The 19006-nt window shown below is 58.5% G+C and carries 21 protein-coding genes and 2 tRNA genes; 10 read left to right on the top strand and 13 right to left on the bottom strand.

Translation table 11 applies throughout. The annotated features are described in order from the left end of the window. Positions 1–2: 2 nt before the first annotated feature. The 7 genes from E4P32_RS02135 to E4P32_RS02105 all read right to left on the bottom strand — a co-directional run bounded on the left by E4P32_RS02135 (position 3) and on the right by E4P32_RS02105 (position 7168). Complete coding sequence (locus tag E4P32_RS02135) at positions 3–1670, bottom strand: terminase TerL endonuclease subunit (RefSeq protein WP_116433468.1); 1668 nt, start codon at positions 1668–1670, stop codon at positions 3–5. After that, complete coding sequence (locus E4P32_RS02130; RefSeq protein WP_116433469.1) at positions 1667–2194, bottom strand: phage terminase small subunit P27 family; 528 nt, start codon at positions 2192–2194, stop codon at positions 1667–1669. Before E4P32_RS02130 ends, E4P32_RS02135 begins: the two co-directional genes overlap by 4 nt. Positions 2195–2315: 121 nt before the next feature. Further along, on the bottom strand, positions 2316–2702 hold the full coding sequence (locus tag E4P32_RS02125) for an HNH endonuclease (protein WP_116433946.1): 387 nt from the start codon (positions 2700–2702) through the stop codon (positions 2316–2318). A 187-nt stretch (positions 2703–2889) separates the two neighbouring features. Further along, positions 2890–3555 (bottom strand): hypothetical protein, encoded by a 666-nt coding sequence (locus E4P32_RS02120; protein WP_116433470.1) that lies wholly within the window; start codon positions 3553–3555, stop codon positions 2890–2892. After that, complete coding sequence (locus E4P32_RS02115) at positions 3555–3839, bottom strand: hypothetical protein (protein WP_116433471.1); 285 nt, start codon at positions 3837–3839, stop codon at positions 3555–3557. The genes E4P32_RS02120 and E4P32_RS02115 overlap by 1 nt, the downstream gene beginning before the upstream one ends. A 366-nt stretch (positions 3840–4205) precedes the next feature. Then, positions 4206–6716 carry a VapE domain-containing protein gene (locus E4P32_RS02110; RefSeq protein ID WP_116433472.1) on the bottom strand — a complete coding sequence of 837 codons (2511 nt, stop codon included), beginning with the start codon at positions 6714–6716 and terminating at the stop codon, positions 4206–4208. Beyond that, complete coding sequence (locus E4P32_RS02105) at positions 6713–7168, bottom strand: YmfL family putative regulatory protein (RefSeq protein ID WP_116433473.1); 456 nt, start codon at positions 7166–7168, stop codon at positions 6713–6715. The genes E4P32_RS02110 and E4P32_RS02105 overlap by 4 nt, the downstream gene beginning before the upstream one ends. 86 nt (positions 7169–7254) lie before the next feature. Here E4P32_RS02105 and E4P32_RS24030 point away from each other — a divergent pair, with 86 nt between their 5' ends. The 9 genes from E4P32_RS24030 to E4P32_RS02070 all read left to right on the top strand — a co-directional run bounded on the left by E4P32_RS24030 (position 7255) and on the right by E4P32_RS02070 (position 12563). Further along, positions 7255–7560, top strand: a complete 306-nt coding sequence (locus E4P32_RS24030; protein ID WP_167735679.1) for a hypothetical protein — start codon at positions 7255–7257, stop codon at positions 7558–7560. A 311-nt stretch (positions 7561–7871) separates the two neighbouring features. Further along, a complete protein-coding gene (locus tag E4P32_RS02095) occupies positions 7872–8252 on the top strand; it encodes a helix-turn-helix transcriptional regulator (RefSeq protein ID WP_116433476.1) in 381 nt (126 codons plus the stop codon). Between the two features lie 518 nt (positions 8253–8770). Further along, positions 8771–9082 carry a hypothetical protein gene (locus E4P32_RS02090; RefSeq protein WP_116433477.1) on the top strand — a complete coding sequence of 104 codons (312 nt, stop codon included), beginning with the start codon at positions 8771–8773 and terminating at the stop codon, positions 9080–9082. After that, positions 9079–9255 (top strand): hypothetical protein, encoded by a 177-nt coding sequence (locus tag E4P32_RS24025; RefSeq protein WP_158559711.1) that lies wholly within the window; start codon positions 9079–9081, stop codon positions 9253–9255. Before E4P32_RS02090 ends, E4P32_RS24025 begins: the two co-directional genes overlap by 4 nt. Next, positions 9252–9392, top strand: coding sequence for a hypothetical protein (locus E4P32_RS24020; protein WP_158559712.1), 141 nt, complete (start codon positions 9252–9254; stop codon positions 9390–9392). Before E4P32_RS24025 ends, E4P32_RS24020 begins: the two co-directional genes overlap by 4 nt. Continuing rightward, positions 9389–9685 carry a hypothetical protein gene (locus E4P32_RS02085; protein WP_116433478.1) on the top strand — a complete coding sequence of 99 codons (297 nt, stop codon included), beginning with the start codon at positions 9389–9391 and terminating at the stop codon, positions 9683–9685. The genes E4P32_RS24020 and E4P32_RS02085 overlap by 4 nt, the downstream gene beginning before the upstream one ends. Beyond that, positions 9682–10002: a hypothetical protein gene (locus tag E4P32_RS02080; RefSeq protein ID WP_116433479.1), complete on the top strand. Its 321-nt coding sequence runs from the start codon at positions 9682–9684 to the stop codon at positions 10000–10002. Before E4P32_RS02085 ends, E4P32_RS02080 begins: the two co-directional genes overlap by 4 nt. Before the next feature lie 15 nt (positions 10003–10017). Then, entirely contained in the window at positions 10018–12123 is a 2106-nt protein-coding gene (locus tag E4P32_RS02075; RefSeq protein ID WP_116433480.1) for a ParB/RepB/Spo0J family partition protein, read from the top strand. Continuing rightward, positions 12120–12563, top strand: a complete 444-nt coding sequence (locus E4P32_RS02070) for a hypothetical protein (protein WP_116433481.1) — start codon at positions 12120–12122, stop codon at positions 12561–12563. Before E4P32_RS02075 ends, E4P32_RS02070 begins: the two co-directional genes overlap by 4 nt. A 201-nt stretch (positions 12564–12764) precedes the next feature. Here E4P32_RS02070 and E4P32_RS02065 read toward each other — a convergent pair whose 3' ends face one another. From E4P32_RS02065 to E4P32_RS02030, 6 genes are all read right to left on the bottom strand, one after another. Further along, positions 12765–13457 (bottom strand): hypothetical protein, encoded by a 693-nt coding sequence (locus E4P32_RS02065; protein WP_116433482.1) that lies wholly within the window; start codon positions 13455–13457, stop codon positions 12765–12767. Positions 13458–14151: 694 nt separating this feature from the next. After that, a complete protein-coding gene (locus E4P32_RS02050; RefSeq protein WP_116433484.1) occupies positions 14152–14517 on the bottom strand; it encodes a hypothetical protein in 366 nt (121 codons plus the stop codon). A gap of 356 nt (positions 14518–14873) precedes the next feature. After that, a tRNA-Val gene (locus E4P32_RS02045) sits at positions 14874–14950 on the bottom strand. Positions 14951–15064: 114 nt separating this feature from the next. Continuing rightward, positions 15065–17323, bottom strand: a complete 2259-nt coding sequence (locus E4P32_RS02040; protein ID WP_116433485.1) for a bifunctional (p)ppGpp synthetase/guanosine-3',5'-bis(diphosphate) 3'-pyrophosphohydrolase — start codon at positions 17321–17323, stop codon at positions 15065–15067. Positions 17324–17381: 58 nt separating this feature from the next. Further along, the gene (locus tag E4P32_RS02035; RefSeq protein WP_116433486.1) at positions 17382–17732 is read right to left on the bottom strand and encodes a RidA family protein; all 351 of its coding nucleotides are present in this window, start codon (positions 17730–17732) and stop codon (positions 17382–17384) included. 42 nt (positions 17733–17774) lie between these two features. Then, positions 17775–18641: an alpha/beta hydrolase gene (locus tag E4P32_RS02030; RefSeq protein WP_116433487.1), complete on the bottom strand. Its 867-nt coding sequence runs from the start codon at positions 18639–18641 to the stop codon at positions 17775–17777. A 235-nt stretch (positions 18642–18876) separates the two neighbouring features. Between E4P32_RS02030 and E4P32_RS02025 the strand changes: the two genes are divergently transcribed. Beyond that, positions 18877–18969: transfer RNA gene (locus E4P32_RS02025), tRNA-Leu, on the top strand. The last annotated feature ends 37 nt before the right edge of the window (positions 18970–19006 follow it).

The following is a 19006-nucleotide window of genomic DNA, read 5'->3' as shown; positions in this document are numbered from 1 at the left end:
AGTTACAATCCATCCGCCGCGTCGTCATCGTCATCATTGCCCAGCATCGCCCGGCCGAGAGCAAGGAACATCGCTATCGGACCGTCGATCTTGTTTTCTGGGCGCTCTTTTGTGGGGTGCTTCAATCCGGTGAAGCGTGAAGTGGTCACCACCACGTTGCTGACCATCCAGGTCATCGCAGGATTGCCGTCAAACACCAGTTTCTTCTCCAGGACAAGGTTCTCTGTCTGGATCAGCGGTTGCGTGAAGAAGATCGGCGCCTGCCTGACCTCGACCATCGGCAAGCCCTCCTGTACCAACTTGGTCGCGAAGTAGCGAGACATGGCCGGGTCGTATGGGATCTCCTGCACGTCGAAAGTTTCGCAGTAGCGACGCAAGTCATCGGCGATCACATCGAAGTCGGTGGCATTGCCTTCGTTGACGATGATGTGGCCGGCGCGCTCCCAACCGCTGTACTGCGAGTTCGTTCCGTTTGTTACGGCGTCCTCGTTCAAGTAAAGGCGGGTGAACACATAGAACGTGCCAGCCCGTTCAAACACAAGCACAAGAGCAGCGAAGTCGCTCTTCTCCGCAAGGTCCATCCCGATCCAACAAGGCTCGCCGGCGAAGTCGTCGAGCTGGAGAGTTCGGTCGGCGCAGCGCTCCCAAGCCCGCATGTCCATCCAGACTGCGTCGGCGTTGACCCAAACGTTGAGCCGTTTCGTCAGCAGATTGTTAACGGCGCTGGGCATGGAGAGCGCCTTGCGCACTGCCATCTCCAGGTCGTCAACGAAAACGGAAATGCCGAGATTGGGGTTCGACTTGATCCAGACCTTCGGGTCTGCCCACTCATCCTCTTCGTCCAGGGTAAAGATGATCCCGAAGAAGGTTTCGTCCACAAAAATGTTCTGCAGGATCTTGGTGACGTGTGTGCGCTGCTCGTAGCAAATGCCAGTGCGATCCGTACCGGCGGTTGTGATCATCCACAGCAACGACTGATCCCGCGAACCTGTCGCGCTATCGATCACATCGAAGACGGCACGCGTCTTGTGAGCGTGCAACTCATCGATGATCCCGCCGTGGACGTTGAGACCGTCGAGCGTGCTGCCTTCGGCCGACAGTGGCAAGAACTTACTACCGTCATCTGTCAGGAGCTGGTTCTGCAGCACTTCGATAGCCAGCGTGCTGCACATCTCCGGTTCGCGTATCGCCATGGCGCGTGCATCGTCAAAGACGATCTTCGCCTGGTCGCGGGTGGTCGCCGCACTGTAGACCTCGGCCCCCGGCTCATTGTCGGCACCAAACAGATAGAGGGCAATGCCGGAACTCTTTGTTGACTTCGCGTTCTTCCGTGCAACCTCTTCATAGGCTCGACGAAAACGACGCAGGCCTGTGTCGACATGGAGCCAACCGAACACGGTGGTCAGAATGAAAACCTGCCACGGCTCCAAGGAAATGCGCTCCCGACTCCGCGCCCATCGTCCTTTCGTGTGCGGCAACAGTTCGATGAACTGACAGATGCGTCCGGCCGCCTCTTCGTCAAAGCGATACGGAAACTCTGGATCGCCTTTCGCGGCACGGTCGAGGTCGCGAAGTTGACGTTCGCACGCCAACTTGACCCACTTGCATGCAACGATACGGCCAGTCAGAACATCGTCGATGTACTGATTGGCTGTATCGACGAAAGTCATTTGCTAAATTGCCCCCATCCTGTTTGTCCTTCCATTCCAGGCAGCGCCATCTGGTTGGTCGACGGCGTGACGCGTGAACGGCTTGACGGCGACAGCCCGAAACTCTGCAGAAATTTGTGGACCTCGTCCTGCAGCGAGCGAATGATATTGATCTCAACGGCGTGCGCCCGGTAGCCGCTGGGGGCCACATCGATGTACGCAGCTGTCGGATCCTCCGATTTTTCGGCCAGCATCTCCTGCCGGCGAGCGAAAGCCGTCTCCAGTTCGACCAGGCGGCCCCATGATTGGCAGTACAACGCCAGCGCCGCACGGTCGAGACGGCTGATCAAGCCCAACTTTTCCAGCTCGACGGTGATGCGCTTCCATTCCTTGCGCGCCTCTTTGTTGAGATGGCGCGGGGCGTCCGGCACCGCCACCTCCGGATTTACTCCGTCGGCCAAGTTGATCGGCCGTTTTCCAGGATTGCCGCGCATCAGTTTCAGCACGTTGGCTTGTGGTTGTGGTCCTCGTTGTCCCATAGTCATCGGGGAGCCTTAGATACCCCCCCCTCCATAACTTGCGCACACAAAAAAAAGACGGGGCGCACAGTCCCCGCCGACGATTTGCCCAGAAAATCGACCCGCCCCCCCGGTCTGCTGGCATTTTTCAAAAAAATCCTGTTTCTTCCGTTCCGCCCGGCCTGCCTCGGCCTTCTGTCGCGGTTTTCGTCCGATGGCAGGCCACGCAGATCGATTGCAGGTTGTCGTCGCGATCACTGCCGCCGTCAGCCTTGCGAATGATGTGGTCAACATGCTTCGCCCTGGTCGAGCGCTGCTGCTTCAGGCACGGCTGACATAGGCCGTTGTCGCGAGCCAGGATCCGCTTCCGGATCTCGGTCCACTTCGACCCGTAACCTCGCTCATGGCGGCTACCGCTCCAGCGGGGCGAGTTCCACCCGGTTGCTTCGGACTTGTGCAGCTCGCAATAGCCAGGCGTATCCACCAAGTGACGGCAACCAATGTGCCGACACGGCGTCTTTGCTTTCTGAACCATTGCGACCTTCCTACTCAGAATAAAAAAGCCGCGCCCGAAGGCACGGCAAGCGCTTCCCCACGTGATCAATGACGATGCAGACGTCTGCACGACAGAAACGAAAAAGCCCCGATGAATTTCTTCATCAGGGCTTTGGACGTGACTGCGTCGAGTGTGGCGAAAATATACTCGCGCTGTCCCAACAGCGTCAAGCGGTTTTTTCCGGCTCCCGCAAGATGCCCTGTTGAGTGAAGTGCAGCTGCAGTCGCTTGGCCGCACTCAACTCAAGCGCACGGATGTTGGCCTTAATCTTCGTTGCGGCGCGAGCGAACGTCATGCGCGGCAAGTGGAACGATGCTTCCAGATCCCGATAGCTGATCGACGTGCGACTGTGGTTGGCATATTGCTTCGCCACCAAACAATCCAAGGCCAGCGACGGCAACGTTCCCACTGATGGCTGCAACCAATCGGACAACGCCTTGATCGCCGTCGCCTTCTCTCTTGAGAAGGCGAACCTTCGCACGCCTCGTACATCCTCAAACTCAGTCTGAGTGAAGCGTGCCTCCATGGCATACATCTCCGGAGCAGGCAGTTTGCTCCGAACGGCCGACACGATCAGCGCGCATTGCGCCCGGATATCGTCGGAACTTAATCCCTTGAAATTGAGAGACTGCGATGCGACGCCCCGCAACTCTTCAAACCAGTCAGCCTGCTCCGCCGTCAGCGGATCCTCGGCGTACTCCATCATTTTGAGCAGCGCCGCCCTTGTCGTGCAGTCCTGTCGAGCCTCGGTCGACATGACCAGGTAAGCGACATGCAACGCGTGTGTCACATCTTTGAACATTCCTTCGTCGTTTGAAATTGCGTGCAGCATTACTTTCCCCTGGTTGGCTTGCCTTCAGGCAGCGTGAATTCGATGTATGTTGCCGGGACCACCACTGGCCGGGTCTGACTGATCCCTCGGTCGTCGGAGTAGACCTCGACCGTTCCGCGCTTGCTTTGTGTTCCGATGGTGTGGCCGTTCTCTTTCGCGAAGAAAGTCGGCTCTCCTCGCATGGCTCGCCGTATCTGTCGGTCAATCGGCAGAAGTCCGTATTGCCGCCGCAGGTCATCGACGATTCCCGAAATTGTTGGCATGTCGTTGCGCATATCCTTCATTCGACCAACCTCCTCAGAACAAGAAAAGGTTGGGCAAAAGGTTGGACGGCTGTAAGCCGCTTCGGTGTTGGACTTGCCAACCTCCTAACCTCGCTAACCTCTTTTTGATTGGAATAGAAAAAAAATAAAGCGGTACTCGTCGCGTACATACGCGGGCGCGTATGTGTGTGCGAGGATTTTTTATAAAAAGGTTGGGAGGTTGGCGGGCCGGCTACTGGAGCGGCTTTCCGCCGTCCAACCTTGAAATTCAAAGGTTGGACGGGGTTGGGAGGTTGGGATAAATCGGCAAGTGCATGAGCCTTTTCCGCACGCGATTTATGCGCGCACGATCCCTGGCTCAATGATACCTGACGATTCATTTCCGACCTATAGCGGCAGATCATCATCCGCCTCTCCGGAGGTCGACGCTTGCATGCCGACCACCTCTTCCTTGATGCGCTCATAGAAATATTCACGCGCACCAGACGCCTGCCTATCCTTCCGCCAACCCAGCTTGCGCATGCATGTAGAGATGCGCATCGTCTCGGTCTTGGCCGGTCCTAGCTTGCCTATTTCAATGTGGAGCGCCCTGGTCAGCAGCTCGCGCACCGTTACCTTTTCCAGCTTGTTTGCCGCAAGGATCCGGCCGTCACCATCGATACCTTCGCAGTAGTCGTACAGACGTCCGATCCAAGGGTCCGGAATCTCTCGGTCCTCCTGGTGAACGTTGATCAGCCTGATCTGCTGCTCCTGCGTCGGATACCATTTGGTCTTAGCACGCATCAGATGGACCGCTTCGCCGAACAGCTGATCACGGTCTGCCGTGAGCTTGTCGATATCGATGCGGCCGACGTTGACCGGCCAGAATCGGCGATTGCCGGTCGGGTCTTTGAAGTACTGGTTCTCGTTGGTGGTCGCAGCAAACAAGGTACGACGCGGCACGTTCTTGACTCGACGGCCGTATGGCTCACGATAGCGGTCGTTTCGGCTCGACATAAATGCCTTCACCGCCGTCACTTCCGAACGGTTGAATTGCTCCAGCTCGGCGATCTCGTAAAGCAGAACACCTTGAATCGATAAGTAGCCGTCTTTCTCACCCATGCGGAATGGCGTGTCGGCGTACCAGTCGCCGGCCAGCACACTCAGTGCAGTAGACTTGCCGCGCCCTTGCCCACCTTCAAACACCGGCGCGCAGTCGTGCTTGACGCCCGGATAGAACGATCTGGCAGCAAGGCCGACCAGGAACATCGTCGAGATCAACCTGACGTACTCAGAATCCTCGACGCCCCAATAGGTGACGAAGGCAGTTTCAACGCGAGGTGTGCCGTCCCACTTGTCGGCGCAGGCGTTCATGTAGTCAGCGACGGGATTGAACGCATGCTCACGAGCGATCTGGGCCACGGCTTTCTCGATCTCGCCGACCGATGCCATCACCAGACCATACCGCCGCGCCAAGTACATACCGAGGTGGAAGTCATCGCCTTCATTCCATTCACCGCTATCCGACTGCCATGGCGGCGAACGCTTCTTCATCTGTAGCTCAGCGAACGAGTCGCGAGCCACGATGCCCTGCAGCTTGGCATCATGCTTCAACGCCAGGAACACATTCTCGCGGCACGCCTTCACACCACCGGAGCTGTTGGGGATCATCAATTCACGTAAGGCCGCCCAGTCCAACGCCTTCGCGCTAGCCGGAGTTAGGGGTACAGCGTCGTCAGGAGGTCCATCAACCCACGGGGGAATCTCGTCGGCAGATGCAGGCGCCTCTGCCTGTTGTGGGACGACTGCAGCGACGTCATCCGCCTGCGGCCGACGCTTGCTTAACCAGGCATCAACGTCTTCGGCCGTCACACCATCCTCGTGGATAAGGTCGGCAATATCCCAGCCGTCCGGCTTAATGCCAGGCTCTGGGATGTCGACGAGCGAGACGGAGCAACGGAGCTGCCGAAGGATGCCGGCAATCTTCTGCATGGCCTTCATGCCCGGCTGTTCCCATTCCGGTTTGATTTGACCGGCTTGCGGGTGGTTACCCTTGTACGGCTGCGCGTCGGCATCGGCCCAAAGCAGCACGTCATACCCCGCCAGCGATGACCATCCAGCCTTTTCAACAGCCTTGCCACCGCCCGGCCATGACACGACGTTCCACGTCTCATGGAAGAGCGCGTAAGCGGCATCAGCGCATTTCTCCCCCTCGACCACCAGTACGGGCAGTCCCGGCACGATGGGACCAGGCAGGTACAGCGGCCGAGGCACGCGCCACTGCATCCACCGCCAATCGCATCGCCCCGTCTCCGGATGTCTCGCGTAGACGCAAGGGATGATGTCCTTATCGCCCTCTGATGTGACAAAACGCGACACCACACCCAACAGACGCCGCTCCTGATCGCGATACTCCCAGCGCCGCTCAGGCAGACCACGAATAGGATGCGCTGCAGGATACGGTGGCGCGTCATCAGGAATCGGGACGATTGGTTCCCAAGCGGTCGCTGGCTTCTTCTCCGACTTGGCTTGTACCCCTTTGCCGGCTTGCGCAGGCGCACGATTTGGTGGATTTTTTGAAACCAAGGACGGGACGGTTTTTGTACCGTCGTCGTTGGTGATCGCTACGCCGAGCTGGGATGCAAGTTCTGCGCACGCTCGACCAGGCGAAACACCCTTCGCGACTTCGTAGAGGGAAATAAGATCACGGCCGGCTTCGCCGTCCATAGAAAAATCTGACCAAAAGCCTGCGCGTTCGCCGTGAAGGCGAACCCGCAGAGATTTGCCGGCTTCGCCGGAGGTAGAACCAATACAAAACTCCGCGCCCTCAATGACGCCATTGGGAAACCATTCAAAAAGCAGGGATTCAATAGACTGCAGGGCGGCTGAGGCAACAACGCCGAAATCGTCAAGCGTCACTCAGCGGCCCCCTGCTCAGGTGCGCAGAACGTCCGGAAAGTCAGCGCAAGCAGCTCCTGCGTCGCTTGCGATATCTCGTTGCCAATCGCAATCAAGTCCGCCCGCTCGCGCTTGTCGACTTCGTTGTCGGCCGTGTACTCGGCGTATCGAGCCGACAGCAGGCCAACATGCATGTATAGACGGTTGAACTTGGCGAGCAACTCTTCCTGATCGCCCTCCATCCCAGGCGGCAGCTTGACGAACGAGCCGCCGCTTGCGACCGCTATCGCTTGGGCAAACAGTGTCGTACCGCTGGCCGCTTGCATCTCCAATGCGAGGTCAACAGTGATGCCCTGGCCACGGCGTTCGTACAGCCGATTCTCCAGTTGCTGCCGCGTCATTGTCAGGACGTCGCACATCGAGTCCCAACCAATTGCTCGGATCATTCCGAGGAGCGCCTTACGAATGTTCACAACGTATGCCCTTTTCTGGTGGTTATATTTTTCTGTGCGGTTCGCTATGCTTCGCCCACACATCAAACGTTGGAGGAATAAGAAAAATGAAATCGGCCAAATACCTGGTGCTTGTCCATCTCGCGTCAAAGATCACCCGCAACGATCTGCCTGCAATAGCAACCGCAGTGCTACAGGCGATCAAGTCAAACCTCGATGACGTTGAGGCCGTGCTGACTTCCGAGGCCGCGATTGCGATGACGGGGTTATCCAGCGCCGGCTCGGATTCGATCTTCAGAGCCATCGGCAGCGCACTACGTAGCGGCGACAACTTGAGCGTCTTGGAGTTGGGAGATGACATCGTTACGTCACATCCGGGACTGGCAACTTGGAGGAATCGGCCGGGACGGTAGGCTGACCAGATGCGTCCTGGCGACCAAACACGTCAGGCCGCAATACGTAGCGCGTATAGCGCCCGCCCGTCGCGACCTCAATCGCTATGCAGCGATCACTCGGGGCTTTGCCGCGCCGCAGCCAGCGGCACACGGCTTGCGGCGTCACACCGCAGCGCCGCCCCATTTCTGATGGACCGTCCACAGCGGCGACGGCCTCTTCAATTGTTGTCTTCCGGTCATTTTGCATTCGCGCATTTTAACCAGAGGTTTAATTCTTTGTAAAGCGCAGGTTTGTTGAACTTAATAAACGTAGAGTTGAAAATCAACACATGTCCAAACACGTAGGCACCATCATCAAGCAGCGCCTCAAAAGCCTGCAAAAGACGCAGGGCTGGCTCGCAGAGCAGGCCAGCGTGTCTAATACCGCCGTGTCCAAATGGATCGCAACAGGGAATATTTCGAGAGCCAAGGCCAAAGAGGTTGCAATCATCTTGCAGATTTCCCTCGACGCCCTACTATCAGAAGATACGGAGTCGGAGGCAGCGCCAGCACAATCGCTCTCCCTCATCTACGTGACCGCAGATGAAATGCGGATGCTGACGTCCTATCGCGAGGCGAGCGTTATGGGCCGCGCGCTGATTGAGGCCGCTATCGATAGCGCCCCAAAGGCTGAATCAGTTAACCTTATTGCGCGCAACAACAAGCCGTAAAACCGCCTTAGAGCGCTTGTCCGGGAACCGCCGGAGATAGAGCCTGGCCGCCTCCAGCAAGATACGCCGTGCCTCAGGTGCCATACCCCTGTACGCCTCCAGCAACTCCACCACATCATCCCCCTCGTCTGACTTCTTAATCATCTGAACCACCACCGCCCCTTCCAGCACCACTATTGTTCATTGTCAAAAATCAACCCGCTGTAAGCATACCGTCAGTTTAATTTTTTCACACATTAAACCTGAGGTTGACTCTTAATTTAAACCTATGGTTTAATCGTCGCGTTTTCCATCACAACCAGATGAGGACCGACGATGCAATCCCGAAAACACAGAGCTGCAGCATTCCAACTCCCACGGCGCATTAACTTTCTCCAGCCGATCAGTTCCATCCGCTCGCAACGACCAGCGCTTCCCAGCGCGTGGCCCCTCGGCATGACCTGCGCCGAAGCACGCAAGCAAATCGCAACGCAACGCGACCTCGACAAGCTGAAGGGCAAAACCAAGCGAGGTGCCAAATGAACGGCCCCTTCGCAGTCGGCGAGATCGTCGTATTCCGTGCGCCAGCAAACCTCGCAGGCGAGTTCCTGATTCCCAACGAAACCGAACTGGAAATTATCGAGGCAGCCGCCACGAGGCATTGCCTCGACGGCGCGCCCGGAGGCGGCCCCGGCCTTGTCTATGGCTATGTCGTGGCTTATCGCAACTGGCAGGTGGTCGTCGAACCGCACTACCTGCATCGCAAGCGCCCACCGCAAGTGTTCAGCGGCGAGCAGATGATCCGCAATCTCTTCACACCAACCCCAACTAAAGAGCTGGAGCCAGCATGATCATCGGCTTCACACCTCTCAGCACCGAACGCTTTCGTGCGACCACTGCGGCAAGCAAACCGCCATACGTCCACAACCGCCGCCGTTGCGACTGCGGCAAGCAGATCACCGTCAAACAGTTGCAGCAGTACGGCCTCTGCGTCAGTTGCGTCCGCATCAAGGCGGCATCGTGAAAGCCTTCCACATCACCGTCACCACCGAGTCCGGCCAGCGCTGGGCTTATCCCGCCATTGCACGGTCCAGCTTCGATGTGCAGACGTCTGCATTCGACCGCTTCGGCCTGTGCGCCACATTCGTGAGACCACTATGAACCGCATCCGTCAAATGCTGATTGATACCGTGATTGCAGCCGTCGTCATCCTGGTGTTGCTTGTCATCTACAACCACTTTCACCGCAACGAAGAGATCGAGCGCGTCACCAGTGCATATAAACGCGGGGTATCGCACGGCATCATGGCCGCTCGCGCCCCCAAGTTGACGCCAGCCGTTCAGGCGCAGCTGCTGGATATCTGCAAGCAGTCTTGGCCAGACACTGCCGATGGCGTCGTAGCACGCCAACGCGCTTGCGGCGCGACCGCTCCAGCTAAGCGGAGCGACCAATGAAGCGCGTCCAGCCGTCTGTATCAACGCCGGCGGCGGCAATGACAATCCATGCGCTGAGCGACGCACTCGACGCCGGAGCGACTCGCAGCGCCCTACTGCTTCGCAACGAGTCCAACTCGCTGGCCAATGTGATTGCACGCATGGAATCGAAGGGCTACGAGGTCAGCGCTCCAGTGCGCGCCGTTCAAGCCCCTCGCCTGCCGGGCAGCACCGCATGGCAAATCACCGTAACCCTTCCCCTTCACGCTTCGGCCGTTAGCGCCTCCGGCGCATTGCTGTTCTACGTCCCCGAAAGCAACTCCCGCTCTGCCACTTAACTAAGGATCCACACAATGGAACTCGCCACCACCACGCCCGTCGTCGACGGCAAATTTGAACTTGTCCCCGACAGCGAATTCAAGGTCGTCGAACGCAGCCGCACCCGCGCTTCCAAGACGAACCCGCGCAAGATTTTTGACGAAGCCTTCCTGAAGGATCTGGCCGGCAGCATCAAGGAGTACGGCATCGTTCAGCCGATCCTGATGCGGCCCGTCACACCGACGAAGGCCGAGCCGCAGGACTTGGAGGTCGTAGCCGGAGAACAACGCTGGCGCGCATCGCTCATTGCAGGACTGACCAAAATCCCCGTCCTGATTCGCGTGCTTACGGACCAGCAGGTATACGAAATTCAGGTGCTGGAAAACCTGCAGCGCCGCGACCTGCACCCACTGGAGGAGGCGGAAGGTTTCGAGCAATTGATCAAGACCTACGGCTACAAGCGTCTCGACCTGGCCGAAAAGATCAATCGCAGCAAAGCCTATGTTGATGCCAGCATGAAGCTACTGGACTTGTGCGATGGCGCACGCAAACTGTTCTATGCAAAGCACCTGACCCTGTCGCTGGCAGTTCTTATTGCGCGCATCCCCGGCTCCAAGCTGCAGATGGAAGCATGCGGCGAGATCGCTGGCGACAAGAACAAAGACCCTATGTCGCAACGCGTCGCCATCAACCTGATTCAGCGCAAGTTCATGCTCAAGCTGAAGGAAGCTCCATTCAACATCAAAGATGAAGCGCTGCTGCCGAAGGTCGGCGCATGCACGACATGCCCAAAACGCACCGGCAATCAGCCTGATCAGTTCCCCGACGTCGAAAGTGCAGACGTCTGCACAGACACCGCGTGCTTCAGTCAGAAACGCTCTGCTTGGTCGACTATCCAAGTCAACAAGGCCAAGGAGCGCGGCCGCACAGTTATCGACGACACGGCAGCGGCGAAGAAAATATTCCCGTATGGCACAAGCGATAGCACGGACGAGACGTTCAAGAAGCCGTCAGAGACATGCTATCGAGACCCAAAGAACCGCACCTACGGGCAGTTGGCAAAAGCGAGCGGCATTGACCCGGTCGCTGTTCGCCATCCAGTTACTCAGGATGTGATTGAACTGATCAGCATGGACGATCTGAAGCCGGCCGTGAAAGAGCTGGGCATATCCCTGTCCGGAGGTTCGCTTAGCGATTCCGAAAAAGCCGCCATCAAGAAAGCGAAGTTCAACACCGAATTCCGCGTCGATGTGCTTTCCAAAATCCGCGAAAACATGCAGGCGACGGGTCCGCAGTTTGAAGACTGGCAGATGGTTGCCGCGCATGTCTTGCACCGCACCGAGAGCAACACGCTGCGCAGGCTCCTCAAGTTTCTCGGCTGGGACGTCAGCATGGCAAGCTACGACGGCCGCAAGGAACTGGCCGACAAACTGCGGTCGCTCAATACTGGCGAGCTGGCTGACGTCATCTGGACGGCATCAATCTTTAGCTGCACGCAGGCCAACAGCAACTACAACAACAACGATGAAGCGCCAGAAGAACTCGCTAACGCTGCGAAACGCCACGGCGTCGACGCTGCAAAGATCAAGGCCCAGCACAAAGCCGAAGCGACGGCGGAAGCAAACAGCAAGCTCCGCGCAGCACGCATCAAGGCCGAGAGCAAAGCAAAAGAAAAGCAGGCAGCGATTGCCGTGCCAAAGACAAACAAGGCTGATGAAACAGTGACTGCCGCAAAGCCGGCCCCCGCTGCAACCAAGCCTGCAGCGAAGAAGTCACCCGCCAAACCGAAGAAGGCAGCACCAAAGGCCAAAGCCGCCGCAGCCGCTCCTACCCCTCCTACGGCTGCGCCTGCAGCAGATGCGCAGGATTGGTCCTTGGTCGACGTCGAAAAGCAGCCGGCCTATACAGAGGGCTACAACTGCACCGACCTTTCGACAACGAATCCATATCCGCCAACCGAGCCGACGCACGATCACTGGAATATCGGCCGCCTTCATCGCTCCGAGTTCGAGCGCAAAGCCGGCCCAGTGGAGTTCGCGCTGCGTCAGCCGGTGGCCCCAGCAAAGTCCGCATGGCCGTTCAAGACGCCGGACCAACTGGCAGAAGAAAAGAACACCGCTACCGCGAAGGATCCAAAATGAGCCGCTGGGATCGACGCGACCGCCGCGCACATAAGCGGATCGAGCCAGGCACCCGCACCATTGCAAGCATGCCCTGGAAAATCGCAGCTGCGTTCGGCCAGATGGAGCAGATCGTCACGACTCTCCAAACGACCGGCGACATCGACGACCAGGGCGGCACTGCAGTCTTTCAGGTGCCTAGCAGCCATGAGTGGTTTGAACTAGCGCCAGCGATCAACGGCTTCGCCGAGGTGTACGAGCTGCACGCTCATATCGCCGAGCGCGAAATGCCAACGGCCCCGCTCCGCCAGCTCGCCAACAAGTTCAAGTATGGAATGATGATTTTTCAGTCGGACGTCGACTTGGTGCGTGAAGCACTGGCGACCCTGAAGGCCGAGACCCGGACCATGAACCTGAACTACGTCGATGCATTGATCCAGACTGCAGCGGAGACACCATGAGAACAAGGCCGATAGATCCGCGCATTCAGGATCTGCTGCTCAAGCTCCTCAATCCGGAGGAGCTTGGCCTTGCGACCAGCGCTGAAATGCGCGACCTGGTGCGGGTCGCATTGGGAAGAAAGCCCGTCGAAACCGGGCTGATTGTTTTGCGGAATCCGTTGCCCCGCAAGCGCCAAACACGCATCCCTAGCACCGTACAAGTTAGATCGGATTCACGTCGAGGGCAGGCTTTGTGGTGGCGCTATGGACGGTAAATTCATTGATCTGACGCAAGATGCCCACCAACGTCTGGCGGCATGCCCGCAGCCCGCCAGCCACCATCTGTGCGCGATGAATGCGAACCGGCCCCAAGATGTGTTGGCCGCGAATATCCTCTCCCGCTGCAAGATCAGCCTTATGACTGATGCTGGCAGACAATTCAATCAGGTTGAGGGCAAGGTCGGCAGCTATAGGGGCGAGATTCATCAACTCATCAAACGTCCATGCCTGGATGGTTCGCAACCGCGTTGCGCACTGTTCCAACGGAACGAATCCCATATCCATAGTCTCCGCTTCGAGCAGCAGGTTGATGGCGGCGGTTATGGTTACGTTCATTTGACTGAGCTTGTGGAAGGCCGGGCCGGCTGCAACAACGGCTTTCCGATGACTATCGCGCCGCTCCTTTTCAATGTCGAGTTGCCGCTGCTTATTGAACTGGCGCTCCACGACCAGGAAGGCTACGACCAAAGTGAGGACGGAGCCGATAGCCTGCACCCAGCCCGCCGCCTCACTGGACGCCACACCATGCTCACAAATTGCCCGCAGCAACCCATAGAGCAGACCCGCCGCAAGCAAGATCACAAAACCATACAGTCTCAGACTAACGACCCGCGCAATTGCCGCCCGAAATTTCATCTTTCCCCCAAGTTTAGTGTTTGGCGGAATCGTAGCACGACCCACATCGGTCACGTAGCAAGGGGGGCGACATGAACGCAGTCGCCGTCCAGGTCATATGGGTGCTAATTCCCGCGTTCTGCGCCCTCACCGGCTATTCAGACAAAGCGGTACGGCGCAAGATAGAATCGGGCGTATGGATTGAAGGCCGGCAGTATAGACGCGCCCCAGACGGGCATATCAATATCAACATGTTGGAGTATTACAAATGGGTAGAGGGATAGAAGTCCGTGAGCGCAGCATCCGGATCGTATTTAGCTGGCAGGGAAAGCAGCGTAAGGAGACGCTGGAGAACATGGAGCCGACGCCGGCCAATATCAAATACGCGACCAGGCTGGCGGACGAGATCAAGAAGAAGATCGCCGCCGGCATCTTTGAGTATGCAGTGTATTTCCCGAACTCGGCCATCGCGAAGAGCGACCCGGCAGCAGACGTTACCCTGAAAGATATGTCGGATCGATGGCTGGCCACCAAGGGGCGCCTCTCCGCTGCGACGCTGTCGCAATACAAGAATGCGCTGGTCTTTTGGCAAAAGAAATTCGGCGCTGACCGGCCGCTAACCGCCATCCCCCACAGTGAAATCGCTGGCGTCGTCGGATCGCACCCCTGGCCAACGGCCAAGCTGTGCAACAACTACCTCATACCGCTGCGCGGCCTATTTGAATTGCTCGGCCGCGACCGGCCGGAGCTGGACAACCCCATGCGCGGCGTCAACAACACCAAGCACCAGAAGTCGCCCCCAGATCCGTTGAGCGCCGAAGAGATGGAGTCCGTGCTGGCGCACATGGCAAAGCAATACGATCCGAGAGTCGTCGCCTATTTCGAGTTCATGTTTACGACGGGAGTGCGGCCGGAAGAAGCCATTGCCGTGCGCTGGCAGGACATCGATTGGAACCATGGAACAATCCGCATCCAGGTCGCCAAGACTTTCAAGGGAACGGTCAAAGCACTCAAGACGAGCGAGACCCGCGACGTCGACCTGGTCGAGCGCGCCATGAATGCGCTGCGCACGATGAAGCAATACACGTACTTGAAGACAGAGGAAGTTTTTGAGAACCCGGTAACGGGGAAGTCATGGCATGACGAGCGGTCGCAAAGAGACCACTATTGGGCACCGACTTTGAAGAGAAAAGGAATTCGACACCGGCGCGCCTATCAGACCAGGCACACCTACGCAACGATTGCGCTGATGTCAGGAGTCAACCCTGCATACATCGCTCGCCAGCTTGGCCATGCTAATCCCAAGATGGTTTTCACGACGTACGCAAAATGGATTGATGCTGCCGATCGAGGCCGGGAAAAGGCCAAGATGGAAGCGATACTGAATGGGTCACTATCCCAAAATAATCCCAGCACCCCCGCAAATATCGAGAATACTGGTAGGCACGATTGGACTCGAACCAACGACCCCTACCATGTCAAGGTAGTGCTCTAACCAGCTGAGCTACGCGCCTAGTGAAGAAGCGAGATTATAGGGGCATTTTTTATTTTTGGCTAGTCTTGGCGGAAAGTTTTTAAAAATATCTTCTCCGGCAGCTTTCCAGAAATCAGGCAGCCGCCCGCAACCCCTACTGCCGCCTGGCTTCCAGTACGCCCTTCACCTCGCGGATCACGGTCAGCGCCTTTTGCAATTGCGCAGTCGAACCGATCTCGGCGGTGAAGCCCATGCGCGCCTGTCCCTTCATGCTTTGCGTGCTGACGCCGATGACGTTGATCTTTTCGCGCAGGAAGATTTCCGAAATATCGCGCAGCAAACCCTGGCGATCGCCGGCCAGCACGAAGATGTCGACCGGGTAGACCGTGTCTTTGCCGGAGGCGCCCCATTCGGTCTGGATCACGCGTTCGGGCGCCTTGCTGCTCATCTCGGTGAAATTCTTGCAGGTCAGACGATGAATCGACACGCCCTTGCCGCGCGTGACGAAGCCGACGATGGTGTCCGGCGGCGCCGGTTTGCAGCAACGCGCCAGCTGCGTCATCAGGCCTTCGGTGCCGACCACCAGCACGCCGGACTTGGCGCCCTGCACCACGCTGGAGGCGCGGCTCTTGCGCGTGATGGAGGCTTCATCGGGCTCGGTGTGCTTATTTTCCTTGCCTTCCTCGCCTTCATGCAGCATCTGCTCGATCTGGCGCGGGCTGAATTCGTCCTTGCCCAGCGACAGGCACAGATCATCGACCTTGCCGAAGCCGAGCTTGTGCGCCAGCTCTTCCAGGTTGACGGCGGTCTTGCCTTCACGCTGCAGCGTTTTCTCCAGCACGGTGCGGCCGTGCGCCAGCGTCTCTTCCTGTTCGATGGCGTTGAACCAGGCACGCACCTTGGAGCGCGTACGCGAACTGGCGGCATAACCGGTGCTCAGCCAGTCGCGCGACGGGCCGACGCCGGGACCGCTCTTGACGGTGATGATGTCGACGGTCTGGCCGTTCTTCAGCGGCGTGTTCAACGGCACCATGACGCCGTCCACGCGCGCGCCGCGGCAGCGATGGCCGACGTCGCTGTGCAGGTGATAGGCGAAGTCGATCGGTGTGGCGCCGCTCGGCAGTTCGATCACGCGCGCCTGCGGGGTCAGTACATAGATACGTTCGTCGAGCGTGGTCGACTTAAGCTTCTCGACCCAGTCGCGGCGCACTTCTTCCTGCTCCACGACGGCGTCGGAGACTTCGCTCTTCCATGCCAGCAGCTGACGCAGCCAGGCAATCTTTTCGTCATACTTCTGCGCAGCGAAATTGGAGCCGCCGCTTTCCTTGTAGCGCCAGTGCGCCGCCACGCCGTACTCCGCGAAGTGGTGCATCTCGCGCGTGCGGATCTGCACTTCCAGCGGACGGCCGTCTTCGGCCACCACGACAGTGTGCAGCGACTGGTAGCCGTTCTGCTTGGGCCGCGAAATGTAATCGTCGAATTCCTTGGGAATCGGCACCCAGATGTTGTGGATGATGCCGAGCACCGTGTAGCAATCCTTGACGTCGTCGACGATGACGCGGAAAGCGCGCACGTCGTACAGCTCGGAGAAATCAATGGACTTGCCGCGCATCTTGTTCCAGATGCTGTAGATGTGCTTGGGGCGGCCCGAGACCTCCGCCTTGATGTCGGCGGTCGTCAGTTCGGCGCGCAGGCGCTCGATGGCAGTGGCGACAAACTCGGCGCGCTCGATGCGCTTCTCTTCCAGCATCTTGGCGATGCGCTTGTACGTGACCGGCTCGATGAAGCGGAAGGACAGATCCTCCAGCTCCCATTTGAGCTGCCAGATGCCGAGGCGATTGGCCAGCGGCGCATAGAGATCGAAAGTCTCGCGCGCATATTGCGCGGTGGTCTCGTTCTCCATCTTGTTCTCGGCGAAGTAGCGCAAGGTCGTCACGCGTGACGCCAGGCGCACCAGCACCACGCGCATGTCGGAAGCCATCGCCAGCAGCATCTTGCGCAGCGTCTCGATCTGCGCCGCGGCCTGTTGCGCCGCGTTCTTGCCGCGCAGGACTTCCTGCGGATGCTGGAAGGTCAGGCCGTGGAAACGCATCAGCTGGCGCACGCCGGCGACCAGGTCGCCGATGTCCTTGCCGTAGCGCTCTTCAATCGTCGCCGCCACATCAAGGTCGAGCAGATGCAGCTCGAACAGTAGCCCCGCGATGCGCGTCTCGGCGTCGACGTTGAGCGCCGTCAGCACGCCGGCCACGCCTTGCACGAATGCCAGCGCATCCTGTCCCGAGGTAATCGGCTTGCCGCGATAGATCGGCTCGACGAAGGCCAGCGCCGCCAATACGCGTGCGCTGTCTTCCGGACTCAGGCCGGCGACGATGGAGGCATTGCCCTCCTGCTGAACTGCGACGACAGAAACCATGAAACCTTTGCCTGATTCGATAAACGTTGAAGACCGCGTTGGAAATTGCGCCGGAAGATTACTTCTGTGCGGCGACGATGATGATCTCGACCAGCAGTTCCGGACGCGCCAGCTTGGCTTCAACCGTAGCGCGCGGCGGCGTGTTGCCGGCGGCCACCCAGGCGTCCCACACGATGTTCATGCCTTCGAAATCCTTGACATCGGCGATATAGATCTGGCACGACAGGATATGTTCCTTGCTGCTGCCGGCTTCGGCCAGCAGGCGATCGATATGACCCAGCACTTCGCGCGTCTGGCCTTCGATGTTCTGGGTAGTGTCTTCGGCGATCTGGCCCGCCAGGTAGACCGTGCCGTTGTGGATGGCGACTTCGGAAAGACGCTTGCCGACGTGCAGACGTTGAACTGTCATGATGTTTCCTCTCAATCAATAAGAGCCCGGTCAGGGATGAAATCAACCGAGCAAAAAGTCCTTGGCGACCTGGATTTGCTGAGCGTGCATGAAAGTCGGCGCATGGCCGACGCCCTCCAGCTCCACCAGTTTGGCCTTGGGACCGCGTTGTGTCATGGCCTGCGCCACCTCGGGCAGCAACAGGTCGGATTGCGCGCCGCGCACCAGCAGCGTCGGACAGCGGATCGCATCGTAGGCGGCCCACAGCATGGCTTCGCCGATGCTGGCCGCTTCCGGCGTCATGGTCTTGAACGGCTCGGCCAGGCGCAAGTCGTAATGACGTTTCCACTTGCCTTGTTCGTCCTGGCGCAGCACGTCGCTTGCCAGCTTGTGCCACTCTTCATCGGTATGCGGACCGAAGCTCGCCGAAATCGTGCGGATGTACAGCGCCGCTTCGTCGAACGTGTCGAAACGCACATCCTGCCCGATGTATTCACCGATGCGCGCCAGCGCCGCGCCGTTGATGGACGGGCCGATATCGTTGAGCACCAGGCGGCGTATTGGATTGTCCGGCAAGGACGCCAGCCCCATGCCGATCAGGCCGCCCATCGAGGTGCCGAACCAGTCGACGCTGTCGGCATCGAGCCGCGCCAGCAGCGTGACCATGTCGCTGACATACTGAGGAATTGCGTAATGCTGTGGATTGCCCAGACGTCCGGAACGGCCGCGGCCGACCACGTCGGGACACACCACCCGATAGGTGTCGCACAAGTCGCGCGCCATCACGTCAAAGTCATCACTCACGCGCGTCACGCCGTGGACGCAGACCAGCACATTCGGATTGTGCGCGTCGCCCCACTCTTTGTAAGCCATGGAATGCAAACCGGTAGGCGAAATACATTGAACTGTCTTCAATACAGCTTGTGTCATGGTCTCAACCGATTCGAATTGGAATAGCCCTCATTTTACTACCTGCATGGATGTTACAGACTGGAAATGCCGGGCGACGTCAATCCGCGCCGACAGGGGCCGATGTGCGCGGATGTGCGCTGCGGCGACAAAAACCGCGAAATGCATGGCGCAGCGGAAACATTCGCGCAAATCCGGCCAAAGTCGCTGCTATAATGCGTTCCTTTTCCGGCCTCCTGCGCCGGAAACACCCAAGGCCTGAGTGGTGAAATTGGTAGACACAGCGGACTTAAAATCCGCCGCTTACCTGGAAAGGGGCGTGCCGGTTCAAGTCCGGCCTCAGGCACCAAGAAACATGGCAGGATAGTACGCAGAAGTCGTGAAAA

It is taken from the genome of Herbaspirillum sp. 3R11 (genome assembly GCF_004563925.1).
Classification (GTDB): Bacteria; Pseudomonadota; Gammaproteobacteria; order Burkholderiales; family Burkholderiaceae_D; genus Herbaspirillum.
This window is presented reverse-complemented; position numbering and strand designations above follow the sequence as displayed.